17 protein-coding genes are annotated in these 20524 nt (G+C 42.3%); 6 read left to right on the top strand and 11 right to left on the bottom strand.

Going from position 1 to position 20524, the window contains the following annotated elements:
* The first annotated feature begins 14 nt into the window (after positions 1-14).
* Positions 15-368: a winged helix-turn-helix transcriptional regulator gene (locus B5X76_RS16105; RefSeq protein WP_079644660.1), complete on the top strand. Its 354-nt coding sequence runs from the start codon at positions 15-17 to the stop codon at positions 366-368.
* A gap of 2 nt (positions 369-370) precedes the next feature.
* Here the strand turns inward: B5X76_RS16105 and B5X76_RS16100 are convergent, their stop codons facing one another.
* Together B5X76_RS16100 and B5X76_RS16095 are read right to left on the bottom strand one after the other, a co-directional pair.
* Positions 371-3040 (bottom strand): peptidase associated/transthyretin-like domain-containing protein, encoded by a 2670-nt coding sequence (locus B5X76_RS16100; RefSeq protein WP_079644658.1) that lies wholly within the window; start codon positions 3038-3040, stop codon positions 371-373.
* A gap of 2 nt (positions 3041-3042) precedes the next feature.
* Entirely contained in the window at positions 3043-3924 is an 882-nt protein-coding gene (locus B5X76_RS16095) for a GLPGLI family protein (protein WP_079644656.1), read from the bottom strand.
* A 339-nt stretch (positions 3925-4263) separates the two neighbouring features.
* Here B5X76_RS16095 and B5X76_RS16090 point away from each other — a divergent pair, with 339 nt between their 5' ends.
* The 5 genes from B5X76_RS16090 to B5X76_RS16070 all read left to right on the top strand — a co-directional run bounded on the left by B5X76_RS16090 (position 4264) and on the right by B5X76_RS16070 (position 8189).
* A complete protein-coding gene (locus tag B5X76_RS16090; protein WP_079644654.1) occupies positions 4264-4770 on the top strand; it encodes an RNA polymerase sigma factor in 507 nt (168 codons plus the stop codon).
* Positions 4760-5377, top strand: a complete 618-nt coding sequence (locus tag B5X76_RS16085) for a hypothetical protein (protein ID WP_079644652.1) — start codon at positions 4760-4762, stop codon at positions 5375-5377. Before B5X76_RS16090 ends, B5X76_RS16085 begins: the two co-directional genes overlap by 11 nt.
* Before the next feature lie 339 nt (positions 5378-5716).
* On the top strand, positions 5717-6436 hold the full coding sequence (gene aqpZ, locus B5X76_RS16080; RefSeq protein WP_079644650.1) for an aquaporin Z: 720 nt from the start codon (positions 5717-5719) through the stop codon (positions 6434-6436).
* Positions 6437-6775: 339 nt separating this feature from the next.
* On the top strand, positions 6776-7777 hold the full coding sequence (locus B5X76_RS16075) for a PAS domain-containing protein (RefSeq protein ID WP_079644648.1): 1002 nt from the start codon (positions 6776-6778) through the stop codon (positions 7775-7777).
* Between the two features lie 16 nt (positions 7778-7793).
* The gene (locus B5X76_RS16070) at positions 7794-8189 is read left to right on the top strand and encodes a response regulator (RefSeq protein ID WP_079644646.1); all 396 of its coding nucleotides are present in this window, start codon (positions 7794-7796) and stop codon (positions 8187-8189) included.
* 76 nt (positions 8190-8265) lie between these two features.
* Here the strand turns inward: B5X76_RS16070 and B5X76_RS16065 are convergent, their stop codons facing one another.
* The 9 genes from B5X76_RS16065 to B5X76_RS16025 form a co-directional block, all read right to left on the bottom strand.
* A complete protein-coding gene (locus B5X76_RS16065) occupies positions 8266-9396 on the bottom strand; it encodes a redoxin domain-containing protein (protein WP_079644644.1) in 1131 nt (376 codons plus the stop codon).
* 154 nt (positions 9397-9550) lie between these two features.
* Positions 9551-10183 (bottom strand): Pr6Pr family membrane protein, encoded by a 633-nt coding sequence (locus tag B5X76_RS16060; protein WP_217699675.1) that lies wholly within the window; start codon positions 10181-10183, stop codon positions 9551-9553.
* 113 nt (positions 10184-10296) lie between these two features.
* Positions 10297-11418: a DUF5050 domain-containing protein gene (locus B5X76_RS16055; protein ID WP_217699674.1), complete on the bottom strand. Its 1122-nt coding sequence runs from the start codon at positions 11416-11418 to the stop codon at positions 10297-10299.
* A 43-nt stretch (positions 11419-11461) separates the two neighbouring features.
* Positions 11462-12298, bottom strand: a complete 837-nt coding sequence (locus B5X76_RS16050) for a cyanophycinase (protein ID WP_245801070.1) — start codon at positions 12296-12298, stop codon at positions 11462-11464.
* Positions 12298-13347, bottom strand: a complete 1050-nt coding sequence (locus tag B5X76_RS16045) for an isoaspartyl peptidase/L-asparaginase family protein (RefSeq protein WP_079644640.1) — start codon at positions 13345-13347, stop codon at positions 12298-12300. Before B5X76_RS16045 ends, B5X76_RS16050 begins: the two co-directional genes overlap by 1 nt.
* Positions 13348-13362: 15 nt before the next feature.
* Complete coding sequence (locus B5X76_RS16040; RefSeq protein WP_079644639.1) at positions 13363-14424, bottom strand: cyanophycinase; 1062 nt, start codon at positions 14422-14424, stop codon at positions 13363-13365.
* Between the two features lie 10 nt (positions 14425-14434).
* The gene (locus B5X76_RS16035; protein WP_079644637.1) at positions 14435-15856 is read right to left on the bottom strand and encodes a RagB/SusD family nutrient uptake outer membrane protein; all 1422 of its coding nucleotides are present in this window, start codon (positions 15854-15856) and stop codon (positions 14435-14437) included.
* A 38-nt stretch (positions 15857-15894) separates the two neighbouring features.
* Complete coding sequence (locus tag B5X76_RS16030; protein ID WP_139375355.1) at positions 15895-19329, bottom strand: SusC/RagA family TonB-linked outer membrane protein; 3435 nt, start codon at positions 19327-19329, stop codon at positions 15895-15897.
* A gap of 40 nt (positions 19330-19369) precedes the next feature.
* Positions 19370-20485 carry a FecR domain-containing protein gene (locus B5X76_RS16025; protein ID WP_079644635.1) on the bottom strand — a complete coding sequence of 372 codons (1116 nt, stop codon included), beginning with the start codon at positions 20483-20485 and terminating at the stop codon, positions 19370-19372.
* Positions 20486-20524 lie beyond the last annotated feature (39 nt).

Here is a 20524-nt window from a genome sequence, read left to right as displayed (position 1 = left end):
AATTTTTGATAAGTATGAATAATTTTTCAGATGCAACCTCCTGTCCTGTACGCAATGTCCTCGATCGACTTTCCGATAAATGGACCATATTGGTTATTTTGGTTCTCGGAGAGACAGGCACCATGAGATTCAATGAGATTCACAAGCAGATTGGCGACATCTCCGAAAAAATGTTGACGGTATCACTACGTAAACTGGAAGCCGATGGTCTTATTTCGCGCGAAGTTTACCCTGTCATCCCTCCCAGAGTGGAGTACCGGCTGACTGCATTAGGACAGGAGCTCCTTCCATTGATCGATACCATCAGCAACTGGGCCAACCGGCACATGCAACAAATACTGACCAATAGGCAACAATACAATGGATAAAGCTATTTAAAATTAAACACGGCCCTCAGCACAGCCATTCTTCCCCGCAAGTCGTAACTGTTCTGTGCCTGCATATTTGCCGAAATAGTATAGGTTTCGAACTTTTTAATATTCCCAATATTAGAAAGATTCAGTTCAAAATCTGTGTTCCACTTTTTATGTCTGTACCGGACAAACGTATCAAAAAACACATAACTGATATCCTTCAGTCCAGGTTGCTTTGTGTACAGATGACGGGCGCTAATGTTAAAATGAAATAAGCGATACAGTGTAATAGGAAAGCCGATATTCTGCGATAAACTAAACGTATTTCGATCCAACCCATCAGATCCTTCCAGCTGTCGTGTTGTGTTCCACGATAGTTGACTTCTATACGATAAATTAACCGATTTCCATAACCGGGCCTCCATAGATGGGCTTAGGTTATAGGCTATATTTTGAAAAGGAAGAAGTTCCTTATTAAAAAGTTGATTATAATCCATCAAGCTCCAACTGAAACCAAGTTTAACCGTACTCGCCAATGGAAATATATATTTATCCACACCAAGGCTCGCATTATAGGAGTTAACTTTGTTTTCCTGAGCAATCAGTTCTGTCTGCGTAATATCATCATTAATCTCATTGGATAGCATCGTACTGGATAAAGAGTTGCTGTAGTTTATCCCGAAATTTACAAACAACAACTTCACTGTCTTAGAAAGCTTATAGTTCAATCCCAGATTATTACTTCTATTTTCATTAATCCCACCACTATTACTTGCCAACGTTCTATAATTTCGTAGAATCAATCCACGGTACACATTTTCTATATTGCCAAAACTATTCCCTCTTTGGTACGAAAAACTAAGCTCATCCTCCCGCCCGACGATATACTTTGCGTCAAATGCAGGATTAAAAAGCAGCTTGTTTTGGGTCTGGTCCAGGCCAAAATATGGGTCACTATAACCCGTCCGCTGCAAAGACAATGGAAGCGACAATCGGGACGAAAATCGATTCATACGCCATTCGTATTCTGCACGAACGAAAAGCGACGATCGGAGCCAATGCATATCATTTTGCGAAGAGTCTATATCCACATCAACCACCTTCCCGGCCGTAGATACGGCTATCGAAGAGTTCAGCTTTTGATCTTCAATAGACAACCCAGCGCTATAATACTGTCCTATCCTTCCTTTTGGGAGTCTATAACCCACAGTCGCCTGTGTAAAAAGAGTAGGTACCTTCAACCGTTGCAGTGTTTCATTATACGGTACTCCCGTATTAAAAATGTCTGGAAAAACACCTGGATTCAATGACAGTGTCTGCGGTTTATTCGCATAGTTAAAATACCAATTGACCTGAATGATATCCCCATTCTTAAGTACAGGAACATATTCCAACTGATTCGAAACCCCTTTAATCTCGTGTTCCCGTCTTACATTTATCAACTCATTGTTACTATAGATATCGGCCGATCCATCCTCTTGTTCGTACTCTAGCGACAATGCATTACTGATATAAGCATTAGAAGCATTCTTATTCATATTCAGTCTTACCGCCCCCAGCCATTCCTTAATGGAAGTAGCCTGTCTTTCATCAAAGGAATAAACGTTCTCTCCGGTATTGTACGATGTATTTCCAGCATATTCCAGTGTATTTCTATCCCGCAACAGCTGAATGTTCGACTTTAACTGCCAGTCCTTTTTCAAGTTCACTAAATTATTTGCATCCAGCGCGACCGAATTGTTCATAAAATAATTCGATTTCCCCAAGGGAGGCGCTCCCACTGTTCCTAAAGATAGAAGGTTATTCACGGCAGAAGTCCCCATACTAGATAAAACAGTCTGTTTATTAAAACCGGAGAATCCACCGCTTAGGTCGTTTCCGATATTATTCCCCTGCAATACATTCAGAAGCTTATGCTTCTTATTGAATAAGATTGTATTAACCTCCCCATCGTATTGCTTTGGCAATCCTCCCCCCAATTTTACCTGACCGGTCAGCTTAAGCTTTGCGTCATCTTTAATCACGAGATTAAGCGCTACCTCATCCGTATATCGTTTGTTTTTAAGCACCTTTTTATGCTCATGGTTATTGAGCACCTGTACATCCTGCACCATTTTATGCGGAATTGTTTTTGAGCCTATCGCGTAGCGGTCATCCAGAAGGTCGTCTCCATCGATATAAAAATTAGAGATCGACTTACCTTGGTATTTAATCTGTCCCGATTCGGAGACCTCTACACCGGGCATCCGCTTTAATACATCCCCTATGGATCGATCTTCCTCCTTCGCAAAAGACGACACATTATAAGCCAACGTATCACCGATACGCTGTACCCGAGGTCTACTCTTTACATCAACATCGTCCAAGCGTATGTTCGCCTGCTCCAGCTCTATCCGCACCCGCTGCATCGATCCCAAGGGGACAGACTTCTTTTTGTAGCCAAGATGATTGATTTCAAGATAAGCTTCCGCTATATCTTTACTCGTGGATAACACGAAATTACCCGCTGCATCCGATGCTTTAAAAGCAATTATCTTATGCTCCGAAGATTTAAGTAATACGGTAATAGCTTTCAGTGGTTCTTGCGAGTTCTTATCGACCAATACCCCTTGGATAGTAGATTGCTGCGCCAAAGTTTCAAAAGCTGTGCCTATAAAAAGGAAGAAAACGGCTAGTCTTATCAACATACTTAAGGAGTCAGTTCAATCGGATTATTTGTTGTCTTCGAGGGTTTATAACTATCATCCTTCTTGATATTCATCGATTTTATTTTTGAGGTATCCAAGGTCGAAGAGCTTGAACTTCCAGAGCCAGAACGAACAACCATGCTTCCTGAAGATCCTATAGTCACATTACTACGAGAATTTAGATAAGCACTCGGATTTTCCCTAAACGCCTTTTCCAGCTTTTCAACCTCCGCAGCCGTAGAAGGAATTGCCTTTGCAGAAGGCGCTATCCGGATAGTAGTCTCCGCTTCCAGTTTATCAAAACCGGCATATTCAAACTCGACCTCTCCTTTGCTATCTTTTGCAGATAGAATCAAACCAGGTAGACCGTGTAACTTCCATGGTCCCCCAGGAAAAGGAATATCCGTCGTGAACCATACGATGTAATGACGTCCCTTAAAATCCGTTGTTGCTTTTTGACAGCTGTATCCACCAATCTCCTTGGACTCGTCCAATATCTCCCAATCCTGCTGTGGATAAGTCCCAGATAATACAAACTCGTCCGAAGCCACTTTAGCAATCTCTGTGATTTTCAGTTGTGCTGGCTCTATAATATAGGCCTCACTGACAGGGGAGGTACGCTGTAAAATAGTCAAGTTCCCATCAAACGCAGGATCATCAATCTGTTTTTTGACGTCATCCTGCATCCTAGTCATAGAATAGCTGGTATAATAGGTCCCCTTTTCGCCCAGGTAGGTCACGACTTCGTCCCTGACGTGTTTATCTCGTTGGGTCGTGTCGTTCACATGTTTAAAGATATAATGCACCTTTGCCAAAGGCTTCTCTTGTGCCATAGATAGTGTAGCCCCTAGCGCCATGAAGCTAAAAATAAGAATTCTTCTCATATAATTACGGTTTAAAAGTAAATATACGATTTTTTCGTAATCAACAAATTATTAATTCACCTTTACTAAATAATTATTTTTTTGTAACAAATCGTGGGTACAACAGACTTACTGTACAGAACACGAAAAAACAGCAGACGTAGTTTAAAAAAATAACATGGTAGAAAGGCTTTTTAGACAGCTTCACGGACTAATTTAAAAACGTAATGATGAGACAAGTAATAATTTCTTTTGAGCGAAGGAACACCTGCAAAAGCAAAGCATCCTTTCGTGCGCAAATTACAGCCAGACCTGGGATAGACAAGGCAACATACTACACGCTATAACTATTGTGAGACTGTGAACCAATTAAACGAAAAATTATTCCTGAATCGCCTGGAAGAGCATAAGGGCATCCTTCACAAAGTCGCCCGTATGTATATGGACAACAAAGAAGACCGAGAAGATCTCCATCAGGAAATCATCGCACAGCTATGGAAATCCTACTCCAACTTCAAAGGAGACGCTGCCTTTTCCACCTGGATGTATCGCGTAGCTATTAATACGGCAATTACTTACTTTAAGAAAGATAAACGCCGTAGTGACAGATACGATTACTCGCAAGCTAAAGAGCCCGAAACGGAATCGTACGACAACAAAAAAGATAAGCAGCTTGAGATCTTCTATACCGCTGTTCAACAACTCAATCCGGTAGAGAAAGCACTGATCTTTTACTTTATGGAGGGACTCTCCCACCGGGATACCGGAGCGCAATTAGGAATCAGCGAGGGCAATGTAAGAGTTAAGCTCAACCGGACAAAGGATAAATTACAACATATAATAAAGACATTTGATTATGAATCTTGATGAATTAAAATCAGCATGGAATGCTGAAGGGACACAGGATGTACATATCCCGACACATATCAAACAATTACGCCAGGCTCAACATCCCCTAGACAAACTAAAGCGTAATATGAAAACCGAATGGTACTTTCAGATAGCATCTATCATATTCATGGCTTTTGCTCCACAACTATTCGAAATACATCCAAGCACTTACCTTATATATTATACGGCCTATACCGTGGTATTGATCGTTTCTGTATATTATTTGAACATTTTTCGGTTATTTTACAAACGAATCAGCCATTATACGGCAGATACCAAAGACAATCTCAACGAGATCTATTACGAATTCAAGCTAAATATTGAGCGCTATCATTCCTTCGGATTTCTATTGATTCCTTTCGTGCTGGTATGGGCTTCTGTGTATACGTACAGTCGTCTTTTAGCAAAAGGACAAGACCTATCTAGCATACCGGATTCTTTTAAAAAAGCCTTTCTACTTATAGCCTTCATTACCACAATTCTAGTTACCTTAGGTGTATTAGCCTGGACCAAATACTTCTATACGCCTTATACTAAACAGATAAAAACTGTTCTAGACGAATTGAAAAAGGACGAAGACTAAAGCAGGTGTCGACCTAGCGGTCGGCACCTATAAAAACACCTGTGTATCAACAAAAAACAATCGTTTTTGTGACAAACGATAAATCCATCGTAAAAAAATAAATTCCTAATCGAAGGCAAATTCCTCTCCTGATCGTATAAAAAAGAACATTGGAGCCACGTAGAAACCACTTTCACAAAACCACTTCAATTTTGTAGAGGCAATCCTACAGTATATCTAGGTATTTTTTTAATAACTTTAGTTTACGTTTTTTTTCCAAAATACCCTCTCAAATAGCACTAAGAGAAATTTGGCTAAAAAACAGCTACTAATGAATCAAAAATTATAAAACTTAAAATCATGACAAAAAAATTATTCGCTGAGTTTTTCGGTACATTTTGGTTGGTTTTCGGGGGCTGTGGTAGTGCAGTCTTCGCAGCAGGCGTTCCCGACATCGGGATCGGTTTATTAGGTGTTTCCCTAGCCTTCGGTCTTACTGTCCTTACTATGGCCTATGCGGTCGGACACATTTCAGGAGGACACTTTAACCCTGCAGTCTCTGTGGGCTTATGGATAGGCGGGCGTTTTTCTGCAAATGAACTAATTCCTTATATCATCGCTCAGCTATTGGGCGCTGTAGCAGCCGCGGCCTGTCTTTATACCATTCTAAATGGTGCAGGCGCATTTTCTGCTGAGGGCCCTGGCGCTTTCGCTACCAATTTTTACGACATGCCAGGCTACCACGGTAGAAGCTACAGCATGGTAGCCGCATTCTTAGCCGAGTTTTTGCTTACCGCATTCTTTTTGATCATCATTCTTGGAGCAACCGACAAATGGGCTAACGGCAAATTTGCAGGTATAGCCATCGGTCTTGCTTTAACTTTGATTCATTTGATCTCCATTCCGATCACCAATACATCGGTCAACCCAGCACGTAGTACTTCACAGGCTCTTTTTGTTGGAGGTGAAGCTTTATCCCAGCTATGGTTATTCTGGGTAGCACCTATATTGGGGGCCATTGTAGCCGGTATCATCTATAAATTCTTACTTCAGAAAAATGACAACAGCACCGCTGCTTAGTTCCAATTCTAAAAACAATAGCCTCTCTCCTACCGAAAGAGGCTATTGTTTTTCATGGATACCAACAAAATCTATCTCTTTGATTGTCATTTTTTTCACGTAGAACACAAAAAGAGTCGCTAATTTTCACTTTAATCACCTATATTTAACTACATTTTATCGAGAAGTCATTTTTACTTCTCTATGTGGGTATCCCACAGGTCCATAATAATGGACCAACTATGAAAAACATTAGGCTGATCTAGGATTACTTTATCTGCTTTATTTATGTATCCCCTGTAGTGATTATCAATTGATCCGTACGCAGAAGGGATGTATTTTTTTTAACTGGAAATTAGAATGGAGAGCAATTTTAAGTACATTCAATTCTTTAAATCAATTCCGTGCCCGTCTGTTATCCTAAAGGTCAATAACAATGGCTTCGAAATCGTTGATGCGAATGATGCGTACTCAAGACTTTGCACATTAAGTATAGCAGACATGAAAGGAAAAGAGTTTTTTGAACTTTTCCCGATCAATCCTTATATCTATCCCGACATATGGTCAGACAGTTTTGAATCTGTATTGAAGGAAAAAAAAGCGATAAATCTGGGTGTTCGAAAACTCGTATCCCCACTCAATAGCCATACTACCTTTTTAGATATTAGACATTATGAGATACATCACCTGCCCATATTCGACACCGAGGGGCGGATCGAATATATTGTACGGTCACTTACCGACGTAACGCAACAAGTCATACAAGAAGAGCTTTATAACGAATCTCAAACTTCCGCACAATACGGCAATTGGTGGTTGAATAGCGAACAAAATACAATGGAATGGTCTACGGGCTTTAAGGATATCCTAGAGATATCTCATGATTTTCAGCCCAGCATCGAGTCCGCTAGACAATTTTATCATTGCGCAGAAGAAGAAGCAAGTTTTTACAAATCTGTCGACGAAGCGATCGAAAACAAAACAATGTTCAAGACCGTACTTTCCATTATCACAGCCAACGGCAATCAACGGTGGCTTTTATTGATTGGAAAACCCATTATTGTTGAAGACATCTGTGTAGGTATGCGGGGCGTTGCCAAAGACATCACCGAGAAACTTGCGTACATTGACCAGATTGAAAATCAACACAATAACCTGAGAGATATTGCCTTTGCACAGTCCCATCTCGTCCGGGCTCCGTTAGCACGCATACTCGCTCTTGTACAACATTTGAAACAAGAATATAACGAGGGGCCTTCCGAAACCACCTTACTTGATGCACTTAACCACTCTGCCAAAGAATTGGATTTAGTGATTCATGATATTATAAGGAAGACCGCCCCCGAAGAAATGTTAAGATAATAAGTAATTATAAGCCATGAAACTAACCACCGCTATAGTTGATGATGATAAAATATTTCATTTCCTAATGGAAATACTGCTCAAAGAAGCTACAATTTCCAACTCTCCAATCTGTCTTCATGAAGGCGCACAGTTTTTACAATGGTGGCAAGACCGGCAAAGTACATCCGAGGCCACTCTAGTTTTCCTGGATCTCAATATGCCGCTAATAGACGGTTGGAACGTACTAGACAGGCTACATGAACAGGGTGCGAAGAACACTTTCGTTGTCATTATCACGTCCTCCATAGATCCGAAGGACAGAAAAAGAGCAGAAAGCTACCCGATGGTTATCGATTTTCTTGTCAAACCCATACTTTTAGACAACCTGACCGCTATCAGGCAATCGCCCTTTCTTAAAGAATATTTCTAGACATACCTAGGTGCTAAAAAAGAATAGGCTGATCATATGACCAGCCTATTCTTTTTATCATCGGGAATCAAGTTCCTTATTTTAACAATTCTGCCAATTTCTTGTGAAGCTCTTCGCCCCTCAAATTGCTTGCTACAATTTTACCATCAGGACCGATCAAATAGTTCTGAGGAATCCCACGAACACCGTACAAAGTTGAAGCCGCATTTTTCCATCCTTGTAGATCACTTACATTTGTCCACTCCAATTTATCATCAGCGATAGCTTTCAACCAATTATCTTTTTTACCCGGATTATCCAAAGAAACTCCCAATACCGTAAAGTTTTTGTCTTTAAACTTATGGTATGCATCTACTACATTTGGATTTTCGTGACGGCAAGGACCACACCATGATGCCCAAAAATCAAGCAACACATATTTTCCCCTGAAGTCCGATAATTTCACTGGCTTATCATTCACATCATTTTGTGTAAAATCAGGAGCAATAGCACCTACTGCAGTGGCCTTTGCAGCAACAATACGTTTACTAAATGCCGTTCCCGCTGGCGTACTCTTTACCTCAGCACTCAATTTATTATAAGCCGGCTCAGCAAAATTGACGTCAAGCTGCGAACCAGAAAGATCCTGTAATGCTAACAATGCAAAATATGAGGTCGGATTTTTAGTTAAATAATCTTTCTGCGCCCGTTCCTTCTCCTCCATCAATGGGCCTGCCATACCTCTCAATTTTTCAGCCAACTTGCCATCTTTGCGTTGTTCATCTGTAGCACCATACCACTCTTTATCCAAAGCCGCCAAACCTTGCGTAGAGCGCTCTAGCGATTTCGCATATTGCGCGTACTCTACACTAAGTGGTGATCCTGAAATCGCTGCATTCTTTATCGAATCAGTAGCCACTAATTTTGCAGTACCCTTATCGATGTAGAAACTGTACGAATCCGCATTTTGTGCACGACGATCCAACGTGCCTGTCGGCGCGTAAGTAATCGTCATCTGCGTAGGACCTTCTACTGTTCCTGCAAAGGAAAATTTGCCTCCCTTTACAACAGAGCTATCCTGCGTCATACCATTACCGGTACGGTAAGATAAATACGCTTTTGCATTGTCGTTTGATTTTTTTAGCTGAGCCTCTATTTTAAAGCTCTCTTGCTGTGCCAACACTGTCAGTGGTAAGGCTAGCATCATTGTTAAAAATGTTCTGTTCATCTTAAAATTTAGTAATTGATTACATAGTAACCAGAAGCTAAATTAGATATTTTCAAATTTGCCTGCTACTAATGCGCGTATCAATTACGTTACTGCTCCATTTAAAAACATGACTACACCCAGCTTAGAATGCATGTCGCGAGTATCGGAAGCTCTATTTAAACCCTTTTTGAGCCTTAAACCGCGCTATCCCAATCAAAATCACGCCCATTAGAACTACAGCCAAACCAACAATAAAGCTATTTATCAACACCTTACTCAATCCTAACGCATCCACATCTACAAATGGATAAGGATAGAATCCAGAAATAGCTCCATGCGCCAAGGTATATATGAGATAGACAAACGGATAGATCAGCCAGCCAAGAATATCCTTCCATTTCAGAAGCCCTTTATCCGGTATACACCACCAATGGCACAAAACCAACAACGGGACTATCGAATGCAGCGTCTCATCCACCACGCGAGCCATACCCTGCGGTTGCCATATGCCACGCAAGACCAGATTATAGACGAGCCCTACGAGCAGAATATACAGGGTTACGGCTGTTGATGCCGTACTTTTCGCAAAAAACACAGCTATCGATCTCTTGGGAGACAACCATAAGCTCGTACTGTAAACCGCAACCATCAGATTCGTCAATATCGTAAAGTAGCTGAAGAAGCGAACCGTCTGTGTAACAGTGTCCACAGTAGAGGCCTCCATGCTGATAAAAAATTGAGCAATAACTGCAAGCCAGCTTAATAGGGCAATCAAAGCCAGTAGATTCCTTTGGAATGACATCATAATAGGACTGTTCTTAATCTAAAAATAAACAATATTCTGAATTATCATTCGAGATAAAAAAAATAAAAAGGGCTACCCGTCGGTAGCCCTCAATTTATAAAATCACATCGTATTTATTTAACAAACATTCCTCTCGGATTATTGACTCCCGAGAGCACCGTCTCGATTTCTGTACCATCTAGATTGGCCTTCTTGATAATTCCATTATTCGTTTCCGCCCAATATATTTTATTCGCAGTATGATCTACTGTCATACCTGAGCCCCCTCTATTACCAGAGAATGTCGCTATTTTCACAATGCCTGAGCCATTCAGATCAGCCCGCATAAGCCCTCCTGCATTCCGATCATCATAATAGATCTTCTCATTGATCTCATCGACATACATACCATATCCATAAGCTCCTGCGATGAGTATGCTTCCTCCTGTTCCATCAGCCTTCGCTACATGTAGATTTTCTTCATTCACATCATAATAGTAGATAAATCCGGTTTTACTGTTGAAACCTATGGCCCGCATGGATCCCCCCACTACTTTGATAAACTCCTTCTCATATCCACTACCATCCAGATTCGCACGTGACACATTTGTACCATCTGCTATATACATCTTATTATCAACAAGATTGATCGCCACCCCATAAGGGGCACCTAATCCTGTAAGGAGCTCTTCCACATTGCTGCCGTCCGCATTCATACGCCACACCTTACCCGATCCTGAATTTTGGAAATCACAGTAGTAAATTTTTTCATTTACCGCATCGTAAGCCATGCCATGACCTTCTTTACCGGTCATATTAATAACCGTTTCGGCTGCAGATCCTGGCACAAGCGACACCTTACGTATCAATTTGCTTCCATATTCTATAAAATAGAGTTCCTTATCCGTATCAATGACCGCATCCGGATCAATTACTGCTAAGTCTACCGAATAGTTTCCCGTTCCTCCTGGCCCTACTGCTTTCAACTTGACAGTATATACTCCCGGAGCCGTATACGTCTTTAAAGGTGCTTTCTCCGTAGAGTTCGTTCCATCACCAAAATCCCAAAGATAGGTTTCCGCGCTCTCGGAGCCATTAGCAAATTCAATAGCCTCGTTAATTTTAAACTCTGTTCCCTTGACAGTAAAAAAACTTTTCACTGGCTCTCCTAGATCGTCAAAGTTGTATTTTTTGTCTTTACAACCTACCATTGTGACCAGCACAACCAACAGTGTAGGCAATACTCTTTTCAACATGTTCATAATATTTAAGTTATATTATTAGTTCAACCGTGATATCCTATCTTATATTAAAGCTCTGTCCCTCTGAAAAAAGGGAGAATGCTGCGTTTTCAAACGAAACCTTATCCTTACCAAACACCTTCAATTTTTTAGGAGCCGACACCACGACCACCTGACTATCTCCTGCTACAGTCGCTTTTTTCCCCTTCACGATAATCGCAGTCGCTTCATCTATTCCGATCAACATCTTGTCTGGGTGATCCGCCAAGACACTCAGCAACCTATTATAGCGGCTCCTTATGATAAAATGCTGATCAATAATTGCATCCGTCAGATAGCCCATCCCTTGAGCCGTCTCTGCATTATTTTTTTTGACCTCCTTAAAACTTCCTCCGGCTTTCTCCTCTCCGGTAAACATAATCGCAGACATTACTGCCGCTCCTGCACTTGTCCCTGAAATAGTCGCTCCCTGCGCATAGGCTTTATGCAACGCATCATAAAGCTTCGTCCCTTTGACCACATTCATAAACTTATTTTGGTCACCACCTGTTATATAAATCAACCGTGCATGCTGCACCGAATCTATCCAAGATTGTCTTTCATTCGCTTCTGCCCGTGTAAAGTTGAAACTTGCAATTGGATTCTGGCAGTGCTGTAACAACTGTCCACTGATGAACTCCACAGACTCCTCTGGAATACTAGTTGCCATAGGCAGGATGACGATGTAATCGGATGCCTTAAGATTAGCGGTCTTCACCAATGTGTTTACCAGAGCGTCCGAACGGTCCCCTCCTCCAATAATAAAGAGACTCCCTTTAGACTGTCCAAAGATGCATCCTGTCAACAACAGGAAAGCAACCATCATACTATATTTTATATTAAAATTTCCTTTCATTACTTATAGATATAAACCGATATTTTACCATTTTCATCCACCGTACCGCGATACATACCAGAGGTATTAAATGTCATAGCCACCTTACCCGATTTATCTAGGCCGATGATCCCCCCGTCACCTCCCATTTTACCGATTTCATCGATCACTTGCTTTGTTGCATCCTCAATAGACAGCTTCTTCAGTTCAATAAGTGCTGACACCCTATTGGCCGCAACTTCTCGAATATAATACTCGCCCCAGCCGGTACTGGATATACCAGCAGTCAAGTTATTACAATACGTACCCGCTCCTATAATTGGTGAATCACCCACACGACCGTATCGTTTGTTGGTCATACCTCCGGTCGAGGTTCCTGCAGCAAGATTTCCATCTTTATCCAACGCAACAGCTCCTACCGTACCAAACTTTTTGTCCGCATCCGCTACACCAGAGATTCGGCTCTTACGGATATCCACATCATTGAAAGCAGCACGTCCGGTCTCTTCCTCCCGTTTCGTACGTTGCAATTGATCCCAACGTTCTTGCGTAAAGAAATAAGAAGCCGGCACCGTATCACATCCATTGGATGCCGCAAACAATTCCGCCCCCTTTCCGACCATCATCACGTGCTCAGACTTATCCATGACAGCTCTAGCCGCATTGATCGGGTTCTTTATATTCGTGACACCAGCTACCGCACCTGCCTTTAGCGTTTTACCATCCATGATAGAGGCATCCAATTCATTCTTACCCTCATTGGTAAATACCGCACCTTTTCCAGCATTAAAGAGGGGCGAGTTTTCCATTACATTGACAGCAGCCTGCACCGCATCCATAGATGATTTACCTTCTTTTAATAAATCATAACCACTTTGTAGGGCCTCCGTCAGCGCAGCCGTATAGGCAGCCTCTTTTTCAGGTGTCATATGCTGCTTTTCGATTGTACCTGCCCCACCATGAATCACCATTACATACTTGGTTTCGTCTGTTTTCACCGCCTGATCAGTACAGGACAATACCGCACTAGCTACCCCCACCAAACAAAAAATTCTAAAAATATTCTTCATCTCAGATCCTATTATTTAACGAGCCGACTGACTCCAGTTTCCATTTACAACTGACCACCAGTATTTTTCCCAACCTGCCGTACTAGCAGGTTCAAATGTGGTCATATTAAATCTATTATTTGTTGCTGTTCCAGCTATTGCAGTCACTTCTATGGCCTTTCCTCCATTATTCCAAGTTACAGGCTTGCCATCCTCAAATACCTCCGCCTTCTTACTACCATCCGTTTTTAAGAAAAAAGCCCTGTTAGTACCTAACACTTCGGCCATTCCGTTCGCATCAATACAGACCGCTGTCTTTTCATCTACCGCAATACCATAAGGTGTCTTATTCCAATCCTTCATGATACGCCCTAAGAACACGGCAGATCGTCCTTGGCGGTCACGTTGGGTAAAATGTTGATCCGTGATTACGTTTTGTAAGAAAGGAGCTTTCAGCAGATCATCTCTTCCTATACTAACTCTTTGGCCGTAAGGATTCGCCAACGCATCAGCCGATTCCACACCACCTCTTTCCGCACTGAAATAGTAGTTACCCAGAATAGCTGCGCCGGCACTCGTGCCTCCGACTGGCACTTTTTTCTCTGCCAGCAGGTAATTAATAGCCGCCATCGTTTTCGTCCCTTTCCAGTACCCCACATAATCCGCCTGATCCCCACCTGCGATAAAGAGCATCTCCGCATTCCGGATGATATGTGCCACCCTCGCATCATCAGCGAGTTTGCGCGAGTCTATTTTTAATGTTTCCACCGAATTGACTGTACCCAACCCTTTAATATAAGCGTTATAAGCATCCGTACCTGTCGCTCGAATCACGACAACATCCCCGCCACCACTACGGGCGATCATCCACTTTAGGGCCGCATCCACATCAGCTCCCCCACCCATGATGACGACTCCCGCTTGTGTTGAGGTAGTCACATCAGCGGTATCTCCGACAATATTTATCGAAGCCGGGCGCTCCACAGGTTTAGTCGGCTTGGGCGCATTCGGGTCAAACGGATTGGGTGTATTGTCCTTCCGACAAGAAGTAAATAGCGCTATTGCACCAAATACAACAAGAAAACCAATATTTTTCATAATCCCCCTTCTATTTACCACCATAATTTGGATTTTGTTCCATATTCTTATTTACCTTCATTTCCTCTGCCGGAATCGGGAAGCAATATTGAGCAGCCGTGGGTTCCAATTTTATAGCACCCACTGTATTGATCGCGTCCTGCGTAGTCCGTTCTATAGGAAGGCCACGACGCTTTAGATCAAAAAACCGATGTCCTTCAAAGGCAAGCTCTTTAAATCGTTCGTTATAAATAGCGTTTAACAAGCTTTGTTTGTCCAGAAAACTCTGATCAATGTAATTATAAATCCGGGAAGATCTCAAATCATTCAAATCTCTGGCCGCAGCCGACAAAGCACCTGTATTATTCAGCTTCTCCAACTCGGCCTCCGCACGTATTAGATACATCTCACCGGTTCGAAACAGCTTGATATCTGCCAGGCCACGGTAACCCGCTTTACCACCGGTATATTTTTCGACAGAATACTGCGATTTTCCAATAGGGCGGTTTGCATCGTATTTGATATAGCTTGCAAAGCGGACATCATCCATACGCTGTAAGGAGTTTCCAAATAGATCGATCAGCTTAAATGAAGGAGCATATAGCACAATATCTCCTGTCTCCCGATAGAAAGCAGCACCAACCCTGGACTCACCAATCAAACGCGGCAATTTCCAGATAATCTCAGCTTGACTTTCATCCCTCCATATCTTCCCAAAATCATTCTTTGGAGCCAGTGGTTCCTTCATTATTACTTCTGAAGCAAAAGTCACCGCATCATCCCATTTTTTGGCATATAAGGCTACGCGAGCCTGGATTGCCGATATGGTAGTCTTTGTGATGCGGCTATTACCACTAAAACCATCAGGTATCAACTCCTTAGCCGTTTTTAGATCTGCAAAAATGTCGTCAAAATTGGACTGCACCGACTGTCGAGCGGGGTAAGTAACCTCATACTTTTTCATATAGGGAATACCCATTCCATTCGGCTCGTAAGACGAAGCATAGCCTCTCAAGAGCTCAAAATGACTGTAAGCCCGTAAAGCCAGTAATTCGGCTTGATATTGGTTCAAAAGATTCTGTTCCGCTGCGGCTATACTCAATTTTGGAATCGCTTCCAGTACCAGGTTGGCTCTGCCTACAGGCATATACAAGTCATAAAACGCAGACGTCACGGAACCCGAAGACGAGTCGTAGATCCATCGGTGCGAGGAGGTATTGGACACCGTATTCTCCGTCGGAAGCATCGCTTCATCAGCCACAATAGCTACCGCATCGATCCAGCCTGAATTCAGCGCTGCATAGGCTCCCAAAACGCCCATATTTACATCTTCCAGATTACGAAATGCTTTGCTAGCATCGATCTGATCTACCGGAGGTAGATCCAGCTTGTTGCAAGACTGTAAAACAGTGCCTGACAATGCGAGTAAAACAATTATATTTTTGATATTCATAACGCTCTAAATTATCTCATGAACTCGTTAAAGTCCGATTAAAAATTAACATTGACACCTGCCGTATATTTCCGGGCATTCGGATATTCAAACCGCCCGTACTGTCGGTTATTTTCCGGATCCAACCCACGCCAAGTCGTCCAGGTAAACAGATTTTGGCCCTGTACAAAAATATTGGCCGATTTAAAGATGGTCTTTCCAAACAACGCGACCGGAATACTATAATTCAACTGCAGATTTCGCAGACGCATAAAGGAAGCGTCCTGAATATCCTTGGACGTGAAATTACGAGGCACATCTATCCGCTGCAGCACAGCGACATCCCCTGGCTTTTTCCAACGATCATAGAGCATTCGTTTACTCTGATTGCTCGTCATGTAGGCCTGATTCTCAATATAGAAATCGATATTATTCCAGCGCTCGACGTTAGACACAAAAGACAGCAATGCACTCAAGCTTAAATCCTTCCAACGGAAGTTCGTTGTAATTCCTCCCGTAAACTTAGGAAACATATTCGCAGACAACGGCACCGACTGCCCATCCGAATCGTAGACATTCGTGACCGAACCATCGCTATTGTAATATTGTGCATCCCCATTTTCAGGATTCACCCCTGCCCACCTAGGCCCGTAATAAGTCCCATAAGGGAGCCCGACCTTAATAATCCGTGTATCACCATCCATCAATTCATCCGATACGTCACTGACCCGCAATATTTTGTTCTGGTTATACGCACCATTAACTCCTACATTCCAGGTAATGTCCTTATTTTTTATAATATCCCCATTCAACGCAAATTCGATACCCTTATTCCCCATTCTTCCTGAACTCAACGGAATCGTGACCCCTGTGCCCATTCCAGCTGTCGCAGAGGGTTGTAGTGCTAAAAACATATTCCGGGTGATTTTATTATAAAAATCAACCGTCAGGTTTAATCGTTGACCCTGGAAAAGCCCAATATCAAAGCCTGTATTAAACTCGTTTACATATTCCCAATCGGAATCGGGGTTTACCAGATTTGCGGGTCGAATTCCTTGTTGACCTCCGTAGGATGTATTCACAGAAAACAGCGACATATGGCTAAAACTAGAGCTTAGTGGACTTGCTGTCTGACCGTAGCTGGCTCGCAACCTTAGTACTGGTATAAATTCATTCTCACGTAAAAAATCCTCTTGCTTTGCATCCCATGCGGCACCAAAGGAGTAAAAGCCATGCCAGCGATTTTTACTGGGCACCGAAGCCAGCGAGGCTCCATCATAACGGTAGCTCCCCGTGATAGTATACTTATTATCATAGGTATAGCGCCCGACCCCCATATAAGATAATAGAGCGGTCGCATCCCGACTTCCATTCAAATCAGGAAGAAAAGCGGGGCTCACCGCAATCGCTTTGGGCGATTCCGGAAGACGGTCATCCAGTCCATAACCTGTATAACCAAATGCTTTATAATTACTCTGGATATACTCAAAGAAGCCCGATACTTCAAAATCATGTAAATCAATAGCCTTGTTATATGTCAATCCTGTGGTCGATACCAGGTTAAAATTTCTTCGGTAGCCCTCTTCGAAAGAGCCCTTTTTCCCGAATTGATTCTGCCCTATATAGGAAAGGGGATTCACAAAAACCTGATCTTCGGAATTTCTAAAATCAACTCCGGCACGGGTAGATACTTTCAAACCAGGCATGATTTCATAAGCCATATTCAATCCCAAAATTGTTTTGAATTGGTTTGTCTTGTCCGATGTGCCATACAACACATCAATACCCCGGCTACCTTCCCGGGTATCATAGAACGGATGGTCCGTATCCGTCGCATAAAATACACCATCGGCTGTATACGGATATTCGTAAGGCAACGCATAATAGACAGATGCCATTGGTGAACCAACACCTGTGCCGCCTTCATTATACGTAAAGCGAGAGTTGGAATAACCTAGACTAAGATTTACACCTGCCGTAAATCGACCGTAATTCATGTTGGTATTACTTCTTAAAGAATACCTATTCATCCCAGTTTCTTTCACGATACCATCTTCATTCCACAAGCTCAATGAATTATAGGTTTGTACATTTTCATTTCCCCCACTCAAACTGAATTGTTGTTCCATGAAACGTCCGTCTTGAAAGAAAAGATCCCGCCAATCGGTATCCATATTACGTAGACTATCCAATGCCTGCTTGGCATCCTTTTGCCATGCTCCCGATTGGGTATTATAATCTGGATTTCTTGGAGAGAGGCTCCACCCAGGACCTATATCCCGACCTGTCTCCAAGCCCACCTCTTCCTCGAAGCGGAGTCGCTCTTTGGAATCCATCATCTCAAAAGCTGTTCTCGTTAACGTGGAGAAGCCGTATTGCGAGCTATAATTGACACTCAAACGTCCTCTTTTTCCTTTTTTTGTCGTTATTACCACTACGCCATTTGATCCCCGGGAGCCATAAAGCGCTTTGGCCGAGGCATCCTTTAAAACACTCACATTTTCAATATCTTCTGGATTGATTGCCTGAAAGTAGCCCCCTTCAATAGGAACCCCGTCCATCACATACAACGGCGTAGTTGTCCCCCGGATAGAACCAATACCTCGAATTACCACCGATGCACTCTGCCCGGGTTGTCCAGAACTCGATACCACAGTCATGCCGGGTACCTTACCCTGAAGAACCTGATCTAGCGAACTCATGGGCACACCTCCTATATCCTTGGCCTGTACCGACGAAGTAGCACTCGCACTCTTCCCTTTTTTGTAATCCGTATAGCCTGTTATGACGACCTGCTCGATTAGATTGTCATTCGCCTGTAGCACCACTCTAAGTGGCTCATCACCTACTTTAACGGTTTTAGAAAAATAAGAGATATGAGATATTGTCAATTCATCTCCTTCTTTCACATCGACAGAAAACACACCTCCGCTTGTTGTAGACACCGTGGTTTTCGTCCCTTTTACGACCACCAAAGCCCCGAGGATAGGTTTACCGGCTTCATCCACTACGGCACCCGTAAACTGTTGTTTTTGCTGTACGTCCGCTTTAATCGGAGCAGCAGTTCTCTTGATGACTACCGTCTTATTTACGATCTCATAATCCAATCCATAAGGACTCAAAATCGACTCCAGCACCTGGCTTAAATTAGTATCCGTAAAAGACACTCCTCTTTTTTTGAAATTCGCGATGTCTACGTCTTTATAAAAGAAACTATAGCCAGACTGCTTTTCCATTTGTTGGAATATCTGCTTGATAGACGCGTCCTTTAGGTTTAATGTAATTTTTTGAGCATACATCGACATTGGCAATTGAAGCAGAGCTGTCGATAGCAAAACAGTAGAAAGACGTATTTTCCAACTGCTTCTTACAGAAAACAACTTATAGCATTTTCCTAATAAATTCTCGTCCGAATGCCATTGTTGTCCCACCGTTGTCGCCAACGGCTCTCCCGATTCCAATTCTCTTGGTCGAGCTTTAGTGTACTTTTTCATTAGGTTAAGTTAGTTACGTTTATTATATGATTAAAAAAGACTATTCACGAAGTTCAATTTCTTTATGCTTCAGCTTATTTTCTGATATCTTGAAATGAATATCGGCAGCTTCAAGTACTTCCAATACCTTAGCCAGGTCCAATTCTTTATTTATTTTGCCACTGAATCGTTCTTTCGATCCCGAACCATCTGGTTTAATTTTGAGGTCATACCATTGGGTCAGTTGTTGCATGATTTCATTTGGTGTAGCGTTATGAAATACAAAATAGCCATCCCTCCATACTCCATATTCCGAGGCATCGACGGATTTCTTCTGTATCTTATCACCTACCACAATGACTTGTTCATTCGGCGCTAGTGTCACGACCTTGTTCCCTCTTTCCAGTTGGACCTTTCCCTCCATCAATGTAGTACGCTGTACATCATCATATGCAGCGATGTTAAAATGAGTCCCGAGAACTTTCACCTTTTGATCTGCAAAAGTCACCACAAAAGGTTGTTTATCACTTTTTGCCACTTCAAAATAAGCCTCTCCATTTAACCGAACCACCCGTTCTGCCCCCTGAAACTTAGAAGGAAATGAAAGGTTACTATTTGCATTCATCCAAACGTTTGTGCCATCCGGAAGATTTATCTTAAAAATATTTCCTTTCGGCGTACTCACTGTATTAGTGACAATCCTATCTGAAGAATGATTATAGACCAATTGGCCATCTACAATGGCCTGTGCATCACCGATTTTTTGATCTCCCCCTTCCGATGAAATAAACACAACCTTACCATCTTCAAAGGTCAACCTAACAGAGTCCTGTATAGGCATTATCTGTGCTATCGTACCTTCATCCAGCTCCTTATAGACATAGTTGTTTGTATAGTAAAAATAACCTAAAGCCCCAGATACTAGCAATGTAACCGCAGCGGCTATCCGGAGTATCGGTCGCAGATAGGGCTGTTTAGTACTTCTACTCTCTTTTTTAATATGGGCTAATAAACGTGTACGTATTTTGGCTTTACTTTGTTCTTGCTGTCGCCTATCTGGCAACAAGCCGCCGTCTTCCGAGTCAAACCAACGTTTTAATTCAGAGAGCTCTTCCTTACTTTCAAACCCTTTAAAGTAAGTCTTAATTATATTTTTGTTTTTTCCCGAAAGAGGCATATAGGGTGTTACGTTGGTTCCTTCTTATATAGTGCTCCC

The sequence above is a fragment of the Sphingobacterium nematocida genome (assembly GCF_900168125.1).
Lineage (GTDB): Bacteria > Bacteroidota > Bacteroidia > Sphingobacteriales > Sphingobacteriaceae > Sphingobacterium > Sphingobacterium nematocida.
The sequence above is the reverse complement of the archived record's forward strand: the minus strand, read 5'-3'. Positions and strand labels throughout refer to the sequence as shown.